General features: G+C 62.6%; 15 protein-coding genes. 4 read left to right on the top strand and 11 right to left on the bottom strand.

Features of this window, described 5'->3' with window-relative positions:
* Positions 1–27: 27 nt before the first annotated feature.
* Positions 28–1,617 (bottom strand): DUF6504 family protein, encoded by a 1,590-nt coding sequence (locus tag EL2594_RS05315; protein WP_011414002.1) that lies wholly within the window; start codon positions 1,615–1,617, stop codon positions 28–30.
* A gap of 5 nt (positions 1,618–1,622) precedes the next feature.
* Positions 1,623–2,516 carry a hypothetical protein gene (locus EL2594_RS05310; RefSeq protein WP_011414001.1) on the bottom strand — a complete coding sequence of 298 codons (894 nt, stop codon included), beginning with the start codon at positions 2,514–2,516 and terminating at the stop codon, positions 1,623–1,625.
* 135 nt (positions 2,517–2,651) lie between these two features.
* Here EL2594_RS05310 and EL2594_RS05305 point away from each other — a divergent pair, with 135 nt between their 5' ends.
* The gene (locus EL2594_RS05305) at positions 2,652–3,134 is read left to right on the top strand and encodes a pyridoxamine 5'-phosphate oxidase family protein (protein WP_011414000.1); all 483 of its coding nucleotides are present in this window, start codon (positions 2,652–2,654) and stop codon (positions 3,132–3,134) included.
* A gap of 58 nt (positions 3,135–3,192) precedes the next feature.
* Here the strand turns inward: EL2594_RS05305 and EL2594_RS05300 are convergent, their stop codons facing one another.
* On the bottom strand, positions 3,193–4,770 hold the full coding sequence (locus EL2594_RS05300; protein WP_011413999.1) for an amino acid permease: 1,578 nt from the start codon (positions 4,768–4,770) through the stop codon (positions 3,193–3,195).
* A 98-nt stretch (positions 4,771–4,868) separates the two neighbouring features.
* The gene (locus EL2594_RS05295; RefSeq protein ID WP_011413998.1) at positions 4,869–6,308 is read right to left on the bottom strand and encodes a sodium-dependent transporter; all 1,440 of its coding nucleotides are present in this window, start codon (positions 6,306–6,308) and stop codon (positions 4,869–4,871) included.
* Between the two features lie 139 nt (positions 6,309–6,447).
* Between EL2594_RS05295 and panB the strand changes: the two genes are divergently transcribed.
* Positions 6,448–7,317: a 3-methyl-2-oxobutanoate hydroxymethyltransferase gene (gene panB, locus EL2594_RS05290; protein WP_011413997.1), complete on the top strand. Its 870-nt coding sequence runs from the start codon at positions 6,448–6,450 to the stop codon at positions 7,315–7,317.
* Between the two features lie 69 nt (positions 7,318–7,386).
* Positions 7,387–8,445 carry a DUF475 domain-containing protein gene (locus tag EL2594_RS05285; protein ID WP_011413996.1) on the top strand — a complete coding sequence of 353 codons (1,059 nt, stop codon included), beginning with the start codon at positions 7,387–7,389 and terminating at the stop codon, positions 8,443–8,445.
* Position 8,446: 1 nt separating this feature from the next.
* Here EL2594_RS05285 and EL2594_RS05280 read toward each other — a convergent pair whose 3' ends face one another.
* From EL2594_RS05280 to EL2594_RS05250, 7 genes are all read right to left on the bottom strand, one after another.
* Positions 8,447–9,382 (bottom strand): bile acid:sodium symporter family protein, encoded by a 936-nt coding sequence (locus EL2594_RS05280; protein ID WP_155805983.1) that lies wholly within the window; start codon positions 9,380–9,382, stop codon positions 8,447–8,449.
* A gap of 92 nt (positions 9,383–9,474) precedes the next feature.
* The gene (locus tag EL2594_RS05275) at positions 9,475–11,259 is read right to left on the bottom strand and encodes a tetratricopeptide repeat protein (RefSeq protein ID WP_011413994.1); all 1,785 of its coding nucleotides are present in this window, start codon (positions 11,257–11,259) and stop codon (positions 9,475–9,477) included.
* Positions 11,243–12,607, bottom strand: a complete 1,365-nt coding sequence (gene prsR / locus EL2594_RS05270) for a PEP-CTERM-box response regulator transcription factor (RefSeq protein ID WP_011413993.1) — start codon at positions 12,605–12,607, stop codon at positions 11,243–11,245. The genes EL2594_RS05275 and prsR overlap by 17 nt, the downstream gene beginning before the upstream one ends.
* The gene (prsK, locus tag EL2594_RS05265) at positions 12,607–14,712 is read right to left on the bottom strand and encodes an XrtA/PEP-CTERM system histidine kinase PrsK (RefSeq protein WP_011413992.1); all 2,106 of its coding nucleotides are present in this window, start codon (positions 14,710–14,712) and stop codon (positions 12,607–12,609) included. The genes prsR and prsK overlap by 1 nt, the downstream gene beginning before the upstream one ends.
* Positions 14,709–16,094: a TIGR03013 family XrtA/PEP-CTERM system glycosyltransferase gene (locus tag EL2594_RS05260; RefSeq protein ID WP_011413991.1), complete on the bottom strand. Its 1,386-nt coding sequence runs from the start codon at positions 16,092–16,094 to the stop codon at positions 14,709–14,711. The genes prsK and EL2594_RS05260 overlap by 4 nt, the downstream gene beginning before the upstream one ends.
* A gap of 122 nt (positions 16,095–16,216) precedes the next feature.
* Entirely contained in the window at positions 16,217–16,507 is a 291-nt protein-coding gene (locus tag EL2594_RS05255) for a hypothetical protein (protein WP_011413990.1), read from the bottom strand.
* Between the two features lie 50 nt (positions 16,508–16,557).
* Positions 16,558–17,937, bottom strand: coding sequence for a helix-turn-helix domain-containing protein (locus EL2594_RS05250; RefSeq protein ID WP_011413989.1), 1,380 nt, complete (start codon positions 17,935–17,937; stop codon positions 16,558–16,560).
* 144 nt (positions 17,938–18,081) lie between these two features.
* On the opposite strand from EL2594_RS05250, the gene EL2594_RS05245 reads away from it, so the two are divergent.
* Positions 18,082–19,680: an isocitrate lyase gene (locus EL2594_RS05245; RefSeq protein ID WP_011413988.1), complete on the top strand. Its 1,599-nt coding sequence runs from the start codon at positions 18,082–18,084 to the stop codon at positions 19,678–19,680.
* Positions 19,681–19,703: the final 23 nt, after the last annotated feature.

The raw sequence follows: 19,703 nt of genomic DNA, 5'->3' as shown, positions 1-19,703 counted from the left end.
TGACAGGGTGTAACTTGTGTCACCTGTTCAGGCGCATAGCCCTTGCAGGTACCATTCGGGCAGACCTCCGCGCCCGTCGCCGATCAATCCGTGGCGATAGATCCAGTAGCGGCGGCCCTTGCTGTCCTCGATGCGGTAGTAATCGCGCAGCCGCACGGTCGAACGTTCACGCCACCATTCGGGCGCGATCCGCTCCGGCCCTTCGACGCGCACGACTTCGTGGACCTCGCCGCGCCAGCGGAAGCGCTGCGGATAACCGTCCGGCGTAGCGTAGAGCACTGCAATCGGCTCGGCCCGGTCGAGCAGTTTGAGTGGCCGCGCATGGAAGCGCAGTTCTTCCTGCGCGCTGGGTGGCGGATCAAGCGGCGGCTGCCAACGCTGGGCGCGCTCGGGAATGTGGCTGCCGAACGGGATCGGCCGCCGCACCGCCCGCGGGCCAAGGCGGGTCGTCAGGCGATCGACGAAGGCCGCGAGCGAGGTGCCATGCTCTTCCGCCGAAGCTTCGATATCGCCTTGCGCCAGCGCCAGCGGTTCGGCCCAGCTCGCGCGCAGCCGCACGGTCTCGATCCCGAAACCGGCATCGATATCCTCGAGCTTTTCCGAGAACAGCCGGCACATGTGATCGGCGTCGCGGGTGGCGGCGGCGAGTTCGAGGCGGCGCACCACCACTTCGCCATCGACCCGCCACAACCCGAGCTCGAGTCGCCGGGCGCCGCTGCCCCGCCCCTCAAGCTCGCGCACCATGTCTTCGGCGAGATCGCGCAACACCTGGTCTAGCAGGGCGCGGTGGCGGATCGGTTCGACCAGGCGGCGCTGCACCAGCGGATCGTGTTGCGCGATGACCGGCAGCAGCGGCTCGGGCACCTTGCCGAGCAATTGGTCCATCCGCACCAGCGGATTGGCGGCGGGCGATTTGCGGTTGCGAAACCGCCGCATGATCGCATCGCGGCCACCCCCTTCGCTTTCGACCTTTCCCAGCTCACCCAGCTTCTTGAGGCCAAGGCGGCGCAGGATGGTGAGGACATCATCGTCGAGCCGCAGCGCCGCGACCGGCAGTTCGGACAGCCGCGCTGCCATATCGTCATCGGCGGCAAGGATACTGCGCGGGGGGCCGTAATGCGCCAGCGCCCAGGCCGCACCGGCGGTCGGGGCGATGGCGAGCCGTGCCGTGATCCCGCGTTTTGCAAACAGCGCTTGCGCATCGGCCAGCAGCTTCGTCTCGCCACCAAACAGGTGGGCTACGGCGGTGACATCGACCACCACGCCATCGGGCGGATCGAGTGCCGACCACGGCCCCCAGCGCTGCGCCCACAGCGCGAGTTTCTCCAGCGCATCGAGATCGCCTGCAGGGTCGGAGGGCGCAACCTTCAGTTCGGGGCAGAGCGTGCGGGCATCGGCCAGCATCATGCCCTTGCGCGCTCCGGCAGCAGCGCCCGCATCGTTGGCCGCGTCGATCCGCGGGCCGTGGGCGGTTTCGGTGATCAGCGCGAGCGGTGCGGCATCCGGCCCTTCTCCGCGCTCGCAGCCCCTTCGGCCACGCTCAGGACAGGCCTCAGCAAGCCGCCAGCGATCGATCGCGAGACGCGCGCACCAGATGGAAAGGATTCGCCGCGGCATGAGGCTCAGGCACCAACCCTCTCCCCGTGCGGGGAGAGGATAGCGAAGCTTGCTCTTGCTGAGCTAGCGTAGCTTGGAGAGGGGCGCGCAGCAGTCGCAAAGTGGGCAATCCCCTCTCCAACTCCAGCTAGGCGCGTGCCGCGCCAAGCTTTCGTATCCTCTCCCCGTCCGGGGAGAGGGTATTGGACGAGGCGGCCCGCTTCCTCTCGCAAATACCATTTGCCCGGCGCGTGGGCCCGCGCGCGGAACAGTTCGGCCTGCCAACTGGGCACGCCTGGTGCCTCGGCGTTCCACTCCGGTGCAGGCGAAGGCGCGCTCGTCACCTCCCACCGCAGCCGCGCCGAAGACAGGTCGCGCGCCGCATCGAGCCGTACCAGCCACAGCGGCACGCCATGCTTTTCCGCCGTGAGGCTGAGCCGCCGCGAGGCCGTGAAATCGAGCGCCTTGGGATTGCCCGCCAGTTCGCCGATTACGCAGGCCAGATCGCGGCAGCGCAGCCCCTCTTCCAGCGCGAACAGCATGTCCTGCGGTTTCTCCGCCAACACGTGGATCACGCGGTGGCGGATCTCCTGCGGCAGGCCGGGGCGATAGGGCCGCCCGGTCAGCCGCGCCGCTTCCTTGTCCTGCACCCAGAGCACGCTGCGACGATCCTCCGCCTCGGCCCCCTCGCCTGTCGCTTGCGAGCGCAATTCATCGAGCGCGAGCGACAGCGCCAGCCCTGCCCCGCACGCCTCCCGCCCGCTGGCAAAGACCTCGCTATGCCGCGCGAACTGGCCCCCTTGACCATTTTTGCGCTCGGCGAGGCCCGGCCGCCAGCGATTGCTGCGCGCAGCCGAAAGGGCAGCGATCTCGGCGCTTCCCAGCTTCGGGAGCGCATCCAGGGGGCTTGCATCAGTCATGGCGAATCTACTTCTATGTTCTATTTATGTTCCAATTCGGGATGCGACGCAATGCCTCCTCCGCGCGACTGGAAATCCGGAACAAAAAGCCAGCTAATCCCGTTGATTGGACAGACCCCAACGGAGAACCCCCTCATGAAATACGACCAAGGCAATGCCGACGAACTGAAGACCAAATTCTGGAAGTCGCTGGCCGATTCGCCCTTCGTCTTCCTCGAACGCAAGGACGCACGCGACGACGCCGTCGTGATGACCGCGCAGCTCGACAAGGATGCCAATAGCGCGATCTGGTTCTTCACCACGAAGGATCACAGCCTCGCCCAGATGGGACCGGCGGTCGCAACCTTCAGCGGCAAGGACCACGGGATCTTCGCCCGCTTCGAAGGCGTGCTGAGCCGCGAAACCAGCCAGGAGCGCCTCGACAAGCAGTGGAGCAACGCTGTCGAAGCGTGGTTCCCCGGCGGCAAGAGCGATCCCAACCTGCTGATGCTGCGCATGGATCTCGGCAGCGCCGAAATCTGGAACAGCGATCTCGGCATCATCACCACCGCCAAGATGCTCATGGGTCAGGACGTGCGCGAGGAAGCCCGCGACGAACACGTCGAAACCGCGCTTTAAATGCGCATACTCAATGAAAGGGGCCGCTCCACCGAGCGGCCCCTTTTGCGTGCCAGCCTTAGCTGCGCGGAGGATGGATCGGGATCGCAGTCTCTTCGCCCGCGACATCGTCGACGACTTCGACGATACCCTGCCTAAGATGGCTACGCCGCCGCCCGTAAAGCAGATAAATCGCCAGCCCGATCAACGTCCAGACCGGCAAGACAATCATCGCGTCCGCCGGAAGGTTGAGGAACAGGAACAGGCATCCCGCCATTGTCGCGGGGCCCACGAACCACAGACCGGAAACGCGGAAATGGCGCGGGACGTCAGGCTGGGTGCGACGAAGCACCATCACCGCCAACGCGACCATCAGGAATGCGTAAAGCGTGCCGGCATTGGCGATGTCGGCAAGCTGCCCGACCGGGAAGAATGCCGCGCCAACCGCGACCACCAAACCAGTGATCGCCGTCACCACGTGCGGCGTATGCCACTTGGGATGCACCCGGCTCAGCACTTCCGGCAGCAGACCGTCACGGCTCATCACAAAGAAGATCCGGGTCTGGGCGAACAACAGTACCAGAATTACAGACGGCAGCGCCAGGAAGGCCGCTATCCCCAACGCATTGCCCACGCCCGACCAGCCAATCTGCCGCAAGACATGTGCCAGCGCTTCGTTTGAGCAAACCAGCGCGTCCGCATGGATTGCCAAGGCACATTGCCGCGCCAGCTCTTCCGATCCTGCAGGGAACGGGACCCCACCCGGTCCCATGATTGGCTGCCCGCCGATCGTTCCGATCGCTCCGGCCGCCACTAAGATGTAGAAAACGGTACAGACCAGCAATGAACCGACGAGGCCTAGAGGCACGTTGCGCTGAGGATTTTTTGTTTCTTCAGCGGCAGTCGAGACAGCATCAAAGCCAACATAGGCAAAGAAGATCGTTGCCGCCGCACCGACCGCACCCAGCCCCGAACCGAAGCCACCGAACGCGCCGGCAGGCAGGAAAGGATTGAAGTGGGCCACATCAAATGCCGAACTCGTCAGCGTCAGGACGACGAACGCAGTCAGGGCTGCGACCTTGATCGTTACTAGCACCGCATTCACCCTCGCGCTTTCGCTGGTACCGATGATCAGCAGACCGGTCACCAGCAAGGCGATGAGCAACGCGGGTAGGTTGATCAGGCCGCCCTCGACTCCGCCCAGTGCCAACGGCCCAGCAGAAAGCCATTGCGGCAGATAAATACCGAATGTCTCGTTGAGGATCGTGCCGACGAAATAGCCCGACCATCCAACTGACACAGCGCTCGCAGCGATGGCGTATTCAAGCACTAGCGCCCAGCCCACAGTCCAAGCCAGCAGTTCACCCATGGTTGCATAGGTATAGGTGTAAGCAGATCCGGAGACCGGCACGGCGGCTGCGATTTCGGCATAGCATAGCGCGGCGACAACGCAGACGGCCCCTGCGATCAGGAACGCCAGCATGAGACCCGGACCGGCTTTCTGCGCACCCGCAGCAGTGAGAACGAAAATGCCAGTTCCGATAATGCAGCCGATGCCGAACAGCATCAGCTGAAAGCCCCCAAGCGTCGGCTTGAGCGCCTTCTGTCGCGCCGCCGCCAGAATGGCGTCGAGCGGCTTAATCCGGTCAAGAAACATCGTGGAAGATTCCGTCAGGCCCGCAGCGGGCCACTCCCGCCCTGCCAACCGACGGCGTGCGAATTACTCCACAAATCTCCCGCCGCCAATGTCGTAAATCACGATCCCAGCACCGCCGGGAACAGGCCGGTGATCAGGATGATCGTCACCGCCAGCGGACACAGCCACGCGATCAGGAAGCGCCAGATGGCAAACATCGGCCCTTCCAGCCCGGTCACTTCCTGCACCATCTTGCGGTCGGCCTTCCAGCCGATGAATACCGATGTCAGCAGCGCACCGAGCGGCAGCATCACCTTGCCGGTAAAGCCGTCGATCGTGTCGAGGATGTCTGTCTCTGCAAACAGCGGCCAGAAGCCAAGCAGGCGCACGTCTGCCCAGACGTTGTAGCCGAGCAGGCATGCGATGCCGACGACGAACGCGCCGCCACCGAAGATGAGCGCCGACTGGCGACGGCTCCAGCCCCGCTCGCCGATACCGTATGCAGTCGGCACTTCGAGCAGCGAGATCGAACTGGTGATCGCAGCGACGAGGATCAGCACGAAGAAGAGGAAGCCGATCAGCGCGCCTGCCGGCATCGACTGGAATGCGAAGGGCAGCGTCTGGAACACCAGCGTCGGGCCGGCCGCCGGATCGAGACCGACTGCGAAAACGATGGGGAAGATCATCAGGCCGGCGAGCAGAGCTACGCTGGTGTCGGCGATAGCGATGGTGGCCGAAGTCGAGCCCAGCTTGCTGCCTTCGTTGATGTAGGAACCGTAGGTGATGAGACCAGCCACCCCGAGCGACAGTGAGAATAGCGCCTGGCCCAATGCGGAATTCATCACCGCAGGCGTCAGCTTCGACCAGTCGGGCGTGAAGAGAAATGCGATCGCATCGCCCATATCTCCCACGAATGCGCCGTAAATGGTAATGCCGACCAGCAGGACAAAGAATGCAGGCATCAACCAAGTCGCGGCTTTTTCGATCCCTGAACCGATGCCGCGCGCAACGATGAAAAGCGTGCCGCCCATGAACACGAGGTGCATTGCAAGCAGCAGCCCCGGACTGGCGAAGAGATTGCCCATCCGCCCCTGAATCGCCTCCTGGCTTTCGCCCGCCAGCGCGCCACGGAACGGCTCGCCTGCAGCGATGGCGCCCAGCAGGTCCGCCCCCATCACTCCGACGTAATAGAGCACCCAGCCCGCGACCACCGAATAGAACGACAGGATCAGGAACGCCGCCATTGCGCCGACCGCGCCGAAAATCGACCAGCTTTCCGACGCGCCGGAATCTCGTGCCACTTTCTTGATCGAACCCACTGCATCGGTCTGGCCCGCGCGCCCGATGAACACCTCGGAAAGAACCAGCGGCAGACCGAGCAGGAACACGCAGGCGATATAGAAGAACACGAAGGCCCCACCCCCGCTTTCGCCGGCGAGCGTCGGGAAGCGCCAGATATTGCCGAGACCGACCGCGGCACCGATGGCCGCAAGGATAAACGCCGAACGAGATGACCATCCGTCGCGCGCTGCGCTACCGGTCGAAGCTGAAGCTACCATATCGTGATTTTGTCCTCTCAACGCGCGACCCCCTCGCGCGGGTAATGCGCGCCTTCTGCAACGATTTTGCGCCTAGGCCAAGGGCCAAAGGAAACGGGACGCTTTGCCTTTGCCGCCACGCGCGGCTAATCCACGCGCCATGTCCACGACCTTCAAGCTCGATACGAGCACGAGCCGCGCCAATCCCACCCCCGCTCCGATGAAGCGGCTGACCGTGCCGAAAATCCGCGCGCGGAAGAAAGACGGCAAGACCGAAGAGCCGCTGGTCATGCTGACGGCCTACACCGCGCGGCAGGCGCAGCTGCTCGATGCCCATTGCGACCTGCTGCTGGTTGGGGATTCGCTGGGGCAGGTGATCTATGGTCTGCCCTCCACCATTCCCGTCACCCTGCGGATGATGGCGGACCACGCAGCGGCGGTCGTACGCGGGAGCTATCACTCGGTGGTTGTGGTCGACATGCCTTTCGGATCCTACGAGCAATCGCCGCAGCAGGCCTTCGAGAGCGCCAGCTTCCTGCTCAAGGAAAGCGGCGCAGCGGCGGTCAAGCTCGAAGGCGGCGAAGCGATGGCGGAGACGGTCGCATTTCTCAACCAGCGAGGCATCCCGGTGATGGGCCATGTCGGGCTGACCCCGCAAGCGGTCAATGTCCTCGGCGGCTATGCCGCGCGCGGCCGCAATGATGCGGAGGCCGACAAGATCGTCACCGACGCCAAGGCACTCGACGATGCCGGGGCCTTTGCCATCGTCATCGAAGGCGTGCTGGAGCCGATCGCCGTCGCCGCCACCGAGGCCGTTCGCGCGCCGACGATCGGGATCGGTGCTTCGGCGCAGTGCGATGGGCAGGTGCTGGTGACGGAGGACATGCTGGGCATGTTCGAACGCGTCCCGCGCTTTGTGAAGAAGTATGGCGATATCGCCGAAACCATCGAAGCGACGGCCAAGACCTATGCCGAGGAAGTCCGCGCGAGAAGCTTCCCCGGACCAGAACAGCTTTACCAGCCCAAATAGGCTTCCGGCGCGCTTGCGAGCCTCAGGCAAATACCCTAGCGCGCGCCGCAAACGGGTTCAGGACAATCGATGCAAACGCTGCTGCGCTACTACACTTTTTCGCTGGCTTTTACCGCGGTCTGCTTCGGCCTTGCCGCATGGTACGGCTGGGCCAGCACCGGAACGATCTGGGGCACGCTGTCGCTGCTCTGGATCGTCTTCGTCCTGTCGATCCTGGAGGTTTCGCTCAGCTTCGACAACGCCGTCGTCAACGCAACGGTTTTGCGCGAAATGGACCCGGTCTGGCAGCAACGATTCCTGACCATCGGGATCCTGATCGCCGTCTTCGGGATGCGGATCGTCTTTCCCATCGCCATCGTCGCGATTGCCGCCGATCTCGGACCGGTCGAAGCGATCACTCTCTCGCTCAACGAGCCGCAGGAATATGAGCGCATCGTCTCCGAGGCGCATCTGGGCATTGCCGGCTTCGGCGGAGCCTTCCTTGCGATGGTCGGGCTGACCTTCTTCTTCGACAGCGAGAAGAACGTGCACTGGATCGGCAAGATCGAGCGCGCAATCAATCGCGTATCCACCGTACCTGCGGTCGAGATCGGGCTGGTTCTGGCGCTGGTCTACGGTGTCTCGACGCTGCTGACGGCAGACGAAGCAATGACCTTCCTGACCGCCGCGATCCTCGGGCTTCTCACCTACATCGGCGTCAACGCCGTTGGCTCGCTGATAGAACAGCGCGAAACTCGCAAGAAAGCGGCCGGAGAAATCGTGCGTTCGGGACTTGGCGGCTTTCTCTACCTCGAAGTGCTCGATGCCAGTTTCAGCTTCGACGGCGTTATCGGTGCATTCGCGCTGTCGAACAACATGATCGTTATCGCGCTCGGCCTGTCAGTGGGGGCGATGTTTGTTCGCTCGATGACGATCCACCTCGTGCGCCAGGGCACGCTCGCGCAATATCGCTATCTCGAACATGGCGCGTTCTGGGCGATTATCGTGCTGGGCGTGATCATGCTGCTGTCGGCTAAGTTCCACATTCCCGAGACGATCACCGGATTGATCGGCGCGATCCTGATCGGGCTGTCGCTGCTGTGGTCGATCCGTTTCAACCGCAAGCAACCGGTGGGGACGGGCGAATAGGCTAGTCGGCGGTTTGTTCGGCAAAGAAGCCTGCCATCGGCGCGGCGATCATCAGCTGGACCAGATGGTAGAGCAGCAAAGGCGCGATCACGTAACCGGCCTGTTGCGCAGGGAAGAGCAATGCCGCCAGCGGCGCGCCGATAGCCACGCTCTTCTGGCTTCCGGCAAACAGGAATGCAATCCGATCCGGATATGGCAGGCTGAGAGCGCCACTTGCCACCCACGCTCCCACATTCGCGACCAGCAGGAAGGCGAGCGTGAGGACGACCAGCCAAGCGCCCGAAACTATCGAAAGATCGCGACCGATCCCCTGCTCAACCGCCCCGGAAAAAGCGACATAGACGGCGAGCCCGATTACGATACGGTCCAACCAGACGATCCGCGCACGGTGGGCCGCTATCCATTCGAAAGTCCAGCCTTGCAGCGCCTGGCCGATCACGAACGGCAAAACCAGCAGCAGTGCAATGCGGATGATGACGTCGGGCCCGGTGCTGGCAATGTCGCCACCACCCAATACGCCAAACAAAGGCGCGGTGATGAAGACGCCCGCGATGTTGATCAACGCGGCACCTATCACTGACAGCGCCACATTCCCTCCGGCGATGGTCGTATAGGACGTCGCTGACTGGATCGTCGACGGCAGCGTTCCGAGGTAGAGAAAACCGAGCGCAATCAGCGGCGGCAGGATATTATCCGCCAGCTTCGAGAAACCGAGGCCCGCCAGCGCCATGATACCGAAGACCCAGAGACCCAACGGCAGGAAGAAACGCCAGTTTGTCAGACCCCTCGCGATATCGCCACGCGCTATCCGCATTCCGTTGACGAGAAACAGCACAAAAATCGCCGCATTCGACACTGCCCGGATCGGCTCGCGCGCGTCACCTGTCGCCGGCAAGACGATCGCCAGCAACGTCGCCAGCAGCAGCACTGCAATCATCGGATCACGAAGGGCTTTGGCCAGCGGATGCACACGCCGCCCCTGCCTGCTCTCGGCATGCCTGTCGAGGTCTTGGGCGCGTTTCTCTCCGATCAGCGGCGGGCGACACGCGGACTGTTTCCGCTCCCGTTCGCTTTGGCGAGGAGCGCGGATGCCAATGGCTCGCGGGAGATCATTGCCATCGCCTGCAGCGTTGCCGGATGCATCGGATTGATCTCCATACCCCGCCTCGCGATGCGCGTGGCCAACTCCGGCTGGTCCATGCGCAAGGCAATGACGGCGCGCAGGGCGAGGATTTCCGGATCGCGATCGCCACCTGCCAGCAGCGCGTGATCCAGCAATTGCCCGGCGCGCGGGGAATTGCCGCGATCATAGTGCACCCGCGCCAGGAGCAGGGCCGGTTCGGTCGAGCCGGGATGGCCAATCAGATATTCCTCCAACAATCGCTGCGCCTGCGCTGCCTCACCGGCAGCGCGCAGTCCGAAATACCGCCGCCGCGCCAGCGGCCAAGACTGCCGGATGCGCGCAGACTGTGCGTACAGGTCGAGCGCACGGCTGACATCACGGTTGGCCAGAGCTGCGTCGCCCGCGAGGCTGAGCGCATCGGCGGAGCCCACAAAGCGTTCGCGAAAATCTTCCGCAACCGTGACGGCAGCAGGTCCGCGGCCAGAGGTGATGTAACTGCGTACCAGATCGAGTGCTTCTTGCCCGCTGGTCGCAGATGTCCGGTTTCGGTTGTCGAAGTCGCCCGAGGGTTTCACGGCGGCAAGGTTCTCGGCCTGCTTCTTCGCTGCGCTGTCGATCAATCCGGCTGCCTTGTCCCGATTGCCGAGCGCTTCATGACCGCGCGCCACGAGTGCTTGCAGGTAGGGGCTGGCGCTGACTTCGCGCGCAACCTCGTCGAAGCGATAGACCAGCTCGCGATGGTTCCCTCCCATCGCCAGCGATCGCGCGAGAAGCTCGCGCACTTGCGCATTCTCCGGCTGTTGCCGCGAGAGCTTGTCGAAGTTCTGCGCAGCGCTGGCGAAATTGCCTGTCTCGAGGTCGATGATGCCTGATAACAGGATCCCGGCCGGCGTATCGTTTACAAAGCCGCCGCTCCTGAAAAGCAGTTTGCGCGCAAGATCGTACTGACCCGCACGGGCGGCCAGAACGGCTTGCAGGTAATAGCTTCGCAGATATCCCGGATTGCGCGAGGCAATGTCCCTGATCACCGCCAGCGCCTCTTGCGCTTCACCGGCGTCTCCCAACGTCGCCGCATATTCAGCCATTAGGTCGAGCTGGTCGGGTTTGGCAGCAATAGCCCGTTCGAACCAGGGAAGCGCCGCCGCCATACCGTGTGAGTCGCGCGTTAGCTGTGCCATGAACAGGAGCGCTTCCGAATTCTCAGGACCGAGCTTGACCGCATGTTCTGCGGCATCGACGGCAAGCCCCTGCTCTCCCCCGCGATAGCGCAGCCGGCCGATATCGGTCCAAAGACGCGGATCGTCCGGAATAAAGGCGATCGCCCGGTCGAACGCCTGCCCCGCAGCGGGGAGGTTGCCTTCGCGCATCTCCAGGCGGCCGAGCATGTGGAAGCCGCGTCCGGCCGTGGCATCGGTGAAGGCACCTTCCGCCAACCACCGCCGCGCCTCCGCAGGCTGACCCTGGATCAGCTCCGCTTCACCGAGAAAAGCAGAGATCGCGCTTCGCTCGACGCCATCTGCCAGCATCTTGCGCAGGATCAGTTCCGCGCCGAACCCATCGCCGTCCTCGAGCGCCGCAATCGCCCGCTCGAGCGGCGGCTGCTCGGGCGTGTTCTCGCTGCAGGCCGCAAGCGACAAAGCGAATACCGCAACGCCGAAGATACCGCGCAGGGTTTTACGCGTGCAGATCATACTGCTTGAGCAAATCGTAGAGCGTCGGGCGGCTAATCCCCAGAAGCTTGGCTGTACTGGAGATATTGCCTTCGGTACGCGCGAGCGCATGGCGGATCACACGGCGGTCGGCCAGTTCGCGCGCGGCCTTCAGGTTGAGAGCCTGGCTCTGCTCTTCGCCATCGGGAGCGAGATCGAGATCTTCGGCGCCGATCAATCGGCTGTCGGCCATGATAACGGCGCGCTTGACGCGGTTCTCGAGCTCGCGGACGTTACCTGGCCAGCCCCAGCCATCGATCGCCGCGAGCGCATCGGGAGCAAAGCCCTTGACCTGCGGGTTCATTTCCTTGGCGAAGCGCGTGACAAAGGCCTTGGCCAGCAGCGCCGCGTCGCCGGGCCGCTCTGCCAACGACGGAATCTTGATGACGATCTCGGCCAAGCGATAGAACAGGTCCTCGCGAAACGTACCCTCCGCCGTCATGGATTCGAGATCCTGGTGCGTCGCGCAGACGATGCGAGTGTCGACAGCGATCTGCTTGCGTCCGCCAATTCTTTCGATCGTGCGCTCTTGCAGGAAGCGAAGCAACTTGACCTGTAACGGCAGCGGAATGTCACCGACCTCGTCGAGAAACAGCGTACCGCCGTGGGCCTGTTCGATCTTGCCCTCGGTCGTTTTCACCGCCCCGGTAAACGCGCCCTTTTCATGCCCGAACAGTTCGCTTTCCAGCAGGTTTTCCGGGATCGCCGCACAATTGATGGCAACGAAGGCCGCATCGCGACGGTCACTGCTGTCATGAACGCCGCGCGCGAGAAGCTCCTTTCCGGTCCCGCTCGCGCCCAACAGCATCACCGAAACGTCGGTCTTGGCGACGCGCTCCACCGTGCGGGCGACCTTGGCCATTTCCGGCGCCCCGGTGATGAGCGAACCGAGCACGGTACGGTCTTCGCCGACCTGATCCGCCAATCGGCGGTTCTCCGCTTCGATCGCATGCAGATTGAAGGCACGCCGCACGATCAGCCCGAGGTCGTCGATATCGACGGGCTTCTGGTAGAAGTCATAGGCACCGCGCGCGATCGCCTGAAGCGCGCTTTCCCTGGCACCGTGGCCCGAGGCAACGATCACTTTCGTATCGGGTTTTATCGCCATGATGGCGTCGAGCACGGCAAAGCCCTCGCTCGTACCGTCCGGGTCGGGCGGCAGGCCGAGGTCGAGCGTTACGACCGCCGGTTCGTCCGAACGCACCGCCGCAAGCGCCTGTTCGCGATTTCCGGCAATGACGACCTCGAAGTCCTCGTAAGCCCATTTGAGCTGGGCCTGCAGGCCGGGATCGTCCTCAATCACGAGCAGTTTGGGTCGGTTCTGGGCCATCAGGCAGCCTCTTGGTCATTATTGGAGGAGAGGAACCTCGCCGCTTCGGCAAGCGGCAAAGTGATGGAGAAGCGCGAGCCGATACCGGGGCGCGACTGGACATCGAGACGGCCCTGCATGGCCCGGACCAGTTCGCGCGCCTCAAGTGCGCCGATCCCGAAGCCGCCCTCTTTCGAAGAAACGAACGGCTTGAAGAGGCGGTGGCGGACGAACTCCGGATCCATGCCGCAACCACTGTCGACAATTTCGATCTTGCCGTGGAGGCCATCGCTCGAAACATCGACCGAAACCGGCATGCCCGGATCGCTCGCATCGATCGCGTTTTGCACCAGGTGGACAACAGCCTGCTCGAGGCACTCCATATCCGCGAGCACGCTGCATGCATCGGCGCGGGTGAGCGCAACCGGATGGTCGGCCTCGAAGCGACGCACCACGCCGCGCGCAAGGGCGCTCAGATCGACGGGCCTGGGGACGACCGGCTGCCCCGTGCCATAGCGACCGAGCCGCGCAAGCAACTGGTTCAATTTTCCTGCGCTGCTCGATAAGGTTACGAGCATGTCCTTTCGGAAGTCGGGGTTTTCAGAGTGCTTTTCGGCATTCTTGCTCAGCAATTGCAGCTGGCTCGCCAGGTTCTTGATGTCGTGCATCACAAACGCCATGCGGCGATTGAAATCGTCGAACTGTGCGGCTTCCATCAGCGCGTTCTGGCTTTCGTGCTCGGCAAGGTAACTCGCCAGTTGCCGCGCCGCGATCTTGAGCAGGTCAAAGTCTTCCCAGTCGAGCGACCGGGGCACATTCGGCCGTTCGAGCAGGACCACGCCGACGTTGCGGTCGAAATGCAGCAAGGGAATGATGACCCAAGCCTTGGGGTCTGCTTCAAGCTCGGCCGGGACCTGCGGGTAACGGGGATCGCCGCTCGGACGCTGATGACCAATTTCGACAATGAATTCTTCGCGCGCGAGGCGCGTGACGAAATCCGGCGAGAGCGCTGCAAGGCTCTGGTCCGCTCCGGTCCAGTTCCAGCGTGACTGTTCGATCATGCGACCGTCGTCGTCCGGCAGGAACAACACTGCGCCCGGGCTCTGGATGATATCGGCCATCGCCTTGGCCGCACGCTGGAAGAGCGGGAGATCCCGGTCGTTTGCCCGGCCGATCGTCTCGGTAAACCGCATCCACTCTTCGCGATAGTCATAGCGGTGCTTGAAGAGGTGCTTGAGCACGGTAACGCGAACCCATGCGCGCAGGCGCTCGGACGGCAACCAGAGCAGCGTGACAGCCGCCGCCACGACCAGGAAACCGACCTGCGCCAGACGGCCCAGATCGCCGCCAAGCAGCGAAACCAGTTCGGCCGCGATCACAACCAAGCCGAGGTAGGCGCCAATCACCAGCAGCGACAGCGTTCTGAATGCGACTGTATGGCTGGCCTGCAACCTGCGCCCGGCAAGACCGTTCGATGCCCCTAGCGCGAGCGGGATAGCCATCAAACCCGCGACCAGTCCGCGGATGGCGGCGAACTCCGGCGGCGCCTGACCGACCAGATATGCGAACACGAAATAATTCAGTTCGACCGCCCAGAACCCGGTCAGACCGGCCGCACTCCATCGCAGCGTAACCCGCGTATCGGGAGCGGCGCCGGCATAGAGGTTATGCAGCAAAACAAGCGCGCCGATGGCCACGAGCATATGGAGCGCGGCAGCAGTTTGCGCCGTAGCCTCCTGCAATTCGGGGGTGATCGCCCAATTTGCCGCGACGAAGAGGAGAACCGGCTGCATCAGGGATACGAACGCCAGGGCGAGCGCAACGGGCCTGATGCCGGTCATGCCACGGTCGCGGCCGTCGTGACCGAACAAGCGGTACAAGACGAGGATCCAGGCGAGATTGCGACCAGTCTCCGCCAACACGGCCGGGTCCGATTGCGCACCGAGCGAGGCGGCGATGATCGCCCAAATTGTCGTGAGGGCGAAAGCAGCGATCGTAGGCTTGCGATCGGGCCGTTTGGCAAGCGGGCGCTTGATCACCCAGGCGGCCGCCACGATGCAACCCGCCGCACTCAGCAAGTGCACCAGCATGACGAGAAATGCCCACAAGCCGGAGCCCGTCATCATCGCGCACCGTCCGGCCACAGGATCACCCTGAGCGTCTGAAGCAGAATCAGCAGATCCAGGAACGGCGTGTAATTCTTCGCGTAGTAGAGATCGTATTCGAGCTTGTGCCGGGAATCTTCGATACTGGCGCCATAGGGATAGTTGATCTGCGCCCAGCCCGTGATGCCCGGCTTTACCATGTGGCGCTCGGCATAATAGGGCAATTGCCTGTCCAATTCGGCCACGAACGCCGGAACCTCTGGCCGCGGTCCGACAAAGCTCATCTCGCCTTTGAGAACGCTCCAGGTCTGAGGCAATTCGTCGATCCGTACCTTGCGGATGAACTTGCCAAGCCGGGTAATACGCGGATCGTCCTTCGATGCCCATTTCGCGCCGTCCTTCTCGGCATCCGTGCGCATGGAACGGAGCTTGATGACGTCGAAGGTCTCGCCGTAGAGCCCGACGCGCTGCTGGCGGAAGAAGGCAGGACCCTTGCTGTCCAGCTTCACGAGCACTGCAAACAGGCCGATTATCGGGAAGGTGATCAGCAGCAGTAATCCGCTGGCGACAATATCGAACGCACGCTTGGCGACGCTCGAGATCGCGCGCCCCGAACTGAAGCCGTCGGAGAAGATGAGCCAGCTAGGATTGAGCGTATCGAGATCGACGCGCCCGGTTTCCCGCTCCATGAAACTGCTGAATTCGTTGACATGGACGCCCTTGGTCTTGACCCGCACCAGATCCTTCAAGGGAAGCGAGTTGCGCCGCTCCTCGATTGCGAGCACGACTTCGGTGGCGCGTTGTTCGGCGACGAATTGTCCGAGGTCCGCGATACCGTCGCGAGCGATGGCATGATGCATGGTGCGGCCCGCTTCCGACATCGCGATATTGGCAACGATCTGGAATCCGCTTTCCGGGCGCTTCGCCAGTTCCGCCAATCGCTGAGCACGCTGCCCCGCGCCGAGGACAACGATGCGCCTGCGAAAAGCGTCCATGCCGAGCATTTTCGAGATCACGATGCGATTGCCCATCAGGGCAACAAAGGAAAGGCCCACCGCGTAGGCCAGCGTCGATCGCCATAAGGTGACGCCTGGCAGGAGGAAATCGAGTACTGAATGCGCGATTACGCCGAGGCTGATGGCCACCAGCAACCGGGCCGCCGCGAAGCGCATCGAGCGCACCGCCTCAGTGCCGTAGATCCCGACCGAGATCATGGCGAGCCAAACCACCAGGGCGAAGGACATCAGCAGCGAGGTGCGCCCGAGCAAGGTCCCAAGCGACATCTCGACTTGCGCAGCCCGCACGTGCCACGCAATTTCCGCCGCCATTACCAGCAGGACGAGGTCGATGAGCCCCATCAGTACTACGGCATACGGGATATAATGTTTGAACAGGCGGATCATGGCCCTGGTCGGTTTCCCTTCTGCGAGGGATCACCGACTAGGGGCATAAGATGAAATGTCGGTAAATTTTACACCGCGTGCGGATCGCCTGTCATCGGGCGTGCACGATGGTTAAGATCGATCTATTCTCCCCCGGTCAGGTTGTCGGCCGCATCCTGCGCCGCATCGCCGACCTGTTGCGCTGCATCGCCGACATCGTTGGCCGCGTCAGCGATCGCGGTATCCTTGGCCACTTCGGCGCCGGACATGTTATTGAAGATGAAGAAACCGGCGACGATTGCAATCAACAGCACGATCGCAATCAGCCAGATACCGCCGCCGGAACGCGGTTCGCGCTCGCCTACGGATGTCGTCCTCGTGGTGGTGATCGAACCGTCCGGGTTCTCTGTCGTGGTAACGCGTTCTTCAGTCATGGGATTTCCTCCTCAAGCGCAAATGCCGGGGCGATCCTTCGGTTCCCGGCTCAGCTATCGAATTGGAAAGGCGTATTGGCGCGCGTGATCAATTCGAACTGTAGCGAGGCACCACGAGGCGGCAGCGAACGCTGACGGCAATCGACCCAGGTGCAGGTGGTGCAACCCAGCCCAACCTTCGTCGCGGACTCAGGATTGAGCGACACCCCCTTCGCCTGCGCCAAATCGCTGGCAAATTTCGCTTCGAGACCGACGACAATGGCAAAGCGGGCATCCGCCTCCCCGGTCGATGATGTCGCCGCATGGCTCATGGTTAGCCAATGGGTCGGACCGCCACGCCCCTCTTCCAGCAATACGGCCTGCACGAGCCAATCATCAGGCCGCTCGATCGCGCGATTGACGTTCCAGCGCGGACAGGAATGCGGCTGGTCAATCAGGGTCGCACCGCTCTCGCCGACGAAGCGCTTGGAGAACTGACCTGCCCTGTCGATCCTGGCCATGAAGAAGGGCAATCCTCTCTGACCGACACGCTGGAGCGTCGTCAGGCGGTGGGAGACCTGTTCGATGCTGGCACCGAAGCGGCGCGGGAGTACCGTGAGGTCATAGCCGGTGGATTCGCAGGCCCGGAGGAAGCGGCCGTAGGGCATCATGAGAGCAGCTGCGAAATAGCCCGCGAGGTGGCGTTCGAACAGCTTGCGCCCGGCCGGGTCGCTGAAGGTCGAGCCTTCGGCGATTGCCTTTACCGCGGAGCCATATTCCAGCTCGGCAAGCTGAAGCGCCAGCTGGAAATTGCGCGATGGCGGCAAAAGCATTTCGCTGAGCTGGACTTGCCTTGCGTGAAAATCCAGGCGCCTGATAGACCCGGGCATGACATCGCGTGGCAGGATGCGAATGGCGAGGTGATGCTTCTCCCGCAGACGCTCGGTCACAGCGGTATAGAAATCGGCGCGTGACAGGCGCAACTCGTCCGCCAATTCCTCGGCAGCGACGTCGAGATCCCCGAAATAATTGCGCCAACGCTCGATTTCTCGGCGCGATTCCGACATTGGATTTTCGGCAGATGATCCACTTCCTCCACCGCTGTCGAACAGGCGCGCAAAGGCGGCGGCGGCCTGGGGAGCATTGGACAGAAATTCCTCGGCCTCATCGCGATCGATGTCCAGATCGGCAAAGCGCTCGTCCCGCAGCCGTCGGTACAACCCGTCAAGCCCGCCGATCGACTCGTCTTCGCGCAACTGGCGCGGATCGAAATCGTATTGTTCTACCAATTGTACGATCACGCGGGCGGAAACCGGGCGCTGATTGCGTTCCATCAGAGTGAGATAGCTGGCCGAAATGCCGAGGCGCTGCGCCATTTCGGCTTGAGTTACGCCTTCGCGCTTGCGCAATCGGCGCAACGCGGCGCCCGCGAAAATCGATGATTCAGCCATTTGTATCGATCCTTACATCTTGACACGTCCAACTGCCATACGGCCGCTCGATAAACAAGATTTCCTGTAAGAATTTCTATCACTTTAGCAAATTGGATGCGAAAAGCTGCTCCAACACATCTTTCCCCGGACAGGAGATCCGCCATGACCTACCAGCAAACCATCGCGAAGATGAACGAAACGATCGCCAGCAACGGCGCACCTTGGGATGCCATCGATGCCGAAGCGGCAGCCCGGATGCAGATCCAGAACCGGTTTCCCACCGGCCTCGATATCGCGCGTTATACCGCGAAGATCATGCGCGATGACATGAAGGCCTATGACAACGACCCTGCCAATTACACCCAGTCGCTGGGCTGCTGGCACGGGTTCATCGCGCAACAAAAGATGATCAGCATCAAGAAGCATTTCGGCAGCACCAAGCGCCGTTATCTCTATCTGTCGGGCTGGATGGTCGCTGCATTGCGGAGCGAATTCGGACCCCTGCCCGACCAGTCGATGCATGAGAAGACCAGCGTTCCGGCCTTGATCGAGGAGCTCTACACTTTCCTCAAACAGGCCGATGCCCGCGAACTGGGCGGCCTGTTCCGTGAACTCGACGCGGCGAAGGAAGCCAGCGACGCAGTGAATATCCACCGCCTGCAACGCAAGATCGAAGAGCACCAGACCCATGTCGTCCCGATCATTGCCGATATCGATGCCGGCTTCGGCAATGCCGAGGCGACCTACCTGCTCGCCAAGAAGATGATCGAAGCCGGTGCCTGCGCGCTGCAGATCGAAAACCAGGTTTCGGACGAGAAGCAGTGCGGCCACCAGGATGGAAAGGTCACTGTCCCGCACGAGGACTTCCACCAGAAGATCCGCGCGATCCGCTACGCCTTCCTCGAACTGGGCGTTCCGGACGGCATCATCGTTGCACGTACCGACTCGCTCGGCGCGGGCCTCACCAAGCAGATCGCCTACACGACGGAAGAAGGCGATCTCGGCGACCAGTACAACGCATTCCTCGACTGCGAAGAAGTCTCGCCCGAAGACATGAAGAATGGTGATGTGTTCCTGAGCCGCGAAGGCAAGCTGCTGCGTCCCAAACGTCTACCGTCGAACCTGTTCCAGTTCCGTGAAGGGACGGGCGAAGATCGCTGCGTCCTCGACGGCATCACCAGCCTGCAGGCCGGCGCCGACCTGCTGTGGATCGAAACCGAGAAGCCGCATATCGGCCAGATCGGCGGTATGGTGAAGCGCATCCGCGAAGTGATTCCGAATGCCAAGCTCGTCTATAACAATTCGCCGAGCTTTAACTGGACGCTCAACTTCCGCCAGCAGGTTTTCGATGCCTGGAAGGAAGAAGGCCGCGATCTCACCAATTACGACCGCGCCCGTCTCATGGACGCAGAGTACGACGAGACCGAGCTCGCCGCTGAAGCCGATGCGCGCATCCAGACCTTCCAGGCCGATGCGGCGCGCGAGGCGGGCATCTTCCACCACCTGATCACCCTGCCGACCTATCACACGGCAGCGCTGAGCACGGATAACCTCGCCAAGCGCTACTTCGGTGACGAAGGCATGCTGGGCTACGTCAAGAACGTTCAGCGCGAGGAGATCCGCCAGGGCATCGCCTGCGTGAAGCACCAGAACATGGCCGGTTCGGACATCGGTGACGATCACAAGGAGTATTTTGCCGGTGAAGCTGCCCTGAAGGCGGGCGGCGCAGATAACACCATGAACCAGTTCGAAGCCGCCTGATCGGGCAGCGAGAAGAAGGAGAG

Origin of the sequence: Erythrobacter litoralis HTCC2594 (genome assembly GCF_000013005.1) — a bacterium.
Lineage (GTDB): Bacteria > Pseudomonadota > Alphaproteobacteria > Sphingomonadales > Sphingomonadaceae > Parerythrobacter > Parerythrobacter litoralis_A.
The sequence above is the reverse complement of the archived record's forward strand: the minus strand, read 5'-3'. Positions and strand labels throughout refer to the sequence as shown.

Excerpts from the sequence above, each read along its gene's own strand:
- EL2594_RS05315 (WP_011414002.1), bottom strand. The coding sequence starts at position 1,617 with ATGCCGCGGCGAATCCTTTCCATCTGGTGCGCGCGTCTCGCGATCGAT.
- EL2594_RS05310 (WP_011414001.1), bottom strand. The coding sequence starts at position 2,516 with ATGACTGATGCAAGCCCCCTGGATGCGCTCCCGAAGCTGGGAAGCGCC.
- EL2594_RS05305 (WP_011414000.1), top strand. The coding sequence starts at position 2,652 with ATGAAATACGACCAAGGCAATGCCGACGAACTGAAGACCAAATTCTGG.
- EL2594_RS05300 (WP_011413999.1), bottom strand. The coding sequence starts at position 4,770 with ATGTTTCTTGACCGGATTAAGCCGCTCGACGCCATTCTGGCGGCGGCG.
- EL2594_RS05295 (WP_011413998.1), bottom strand. The coding sequence starts at position 6,308 with ATGGTAGCTTCAGCTTCGACCGGTAGCGCAGCGCGCGACGGATGGTCA.
- panB (WP_011413997.1), top strand. The coding sequence starts at position 6,448 with ATGTCCACGACCTTCAAGCTCGATACGAGCACGAGCCGCGCCAATCCC.
- EL2594_RS05285 (WP_011413996.1), top strand. The coding sequence starts at position 7,387 with ATGCAAACGCTGCTGCGCTACTACACTTTTTCGCTGGCTTTTACCGCG.
- EL2594_RS05280 (WP_155805983.1), bottom strand. The coding sequence starts at position 9,382 with ATGATTGCAGTGCTGCTGCTGGCGACGTTGCTGGCGATCGTCTTGCCG.
- EL2594_RS05275 (WP_011413994.1), bottom strand. The coding sequence starts at position 11,259 with ATGATCTGCACGCGTAAAACCCTGCGCGGTATCTTCGGCGTTGCGGTA.
- prsR (WP_011413993.1), bottom strand. The coding sequence starts at position 12,607 with ATGGCCCAGAACCGACCCAAACTGCTCGTGATTGAGGACGATCCCGGC.
- prsK (WP_011413992.1), bottom strand. The coding sequence starts at position 14,712 with ATGATGACGGGCTCCGGCTTGTGGGCATTTCTCGTCATGCTGGTGCAC.
- EL2594_RS05260 (WP_011413991.1), bottom strand. The coding sequence starts at position 16,094 with ATGATCCGCCTGTTCAAACATTATATCCCGTATGCCGTAGTACTGATG.
- EL2594_RS05255 (WP_011413990.1), bottom strand. The coding sequence starts at position 16,507 with ATGACTGAAGAACGCGTTACCACGACAGAGAACCCGGACGGTTCGATC.
- EL2594_RS05250 (WP_011413989.1), bottom strand. The coding sequence starts at position 17,937 with ATGGCTGAATCATCGATTTTCGCGGGCGCCGCGTTGCGCCGATTGCGC.
- EL2594_RS05245 (WP_011413988.1), top strand. The coding sequence starts at position 18,082 with ATGACCTACCAGCAAACCATCGCGAAGATGAACGAAACGATCGCCAGC.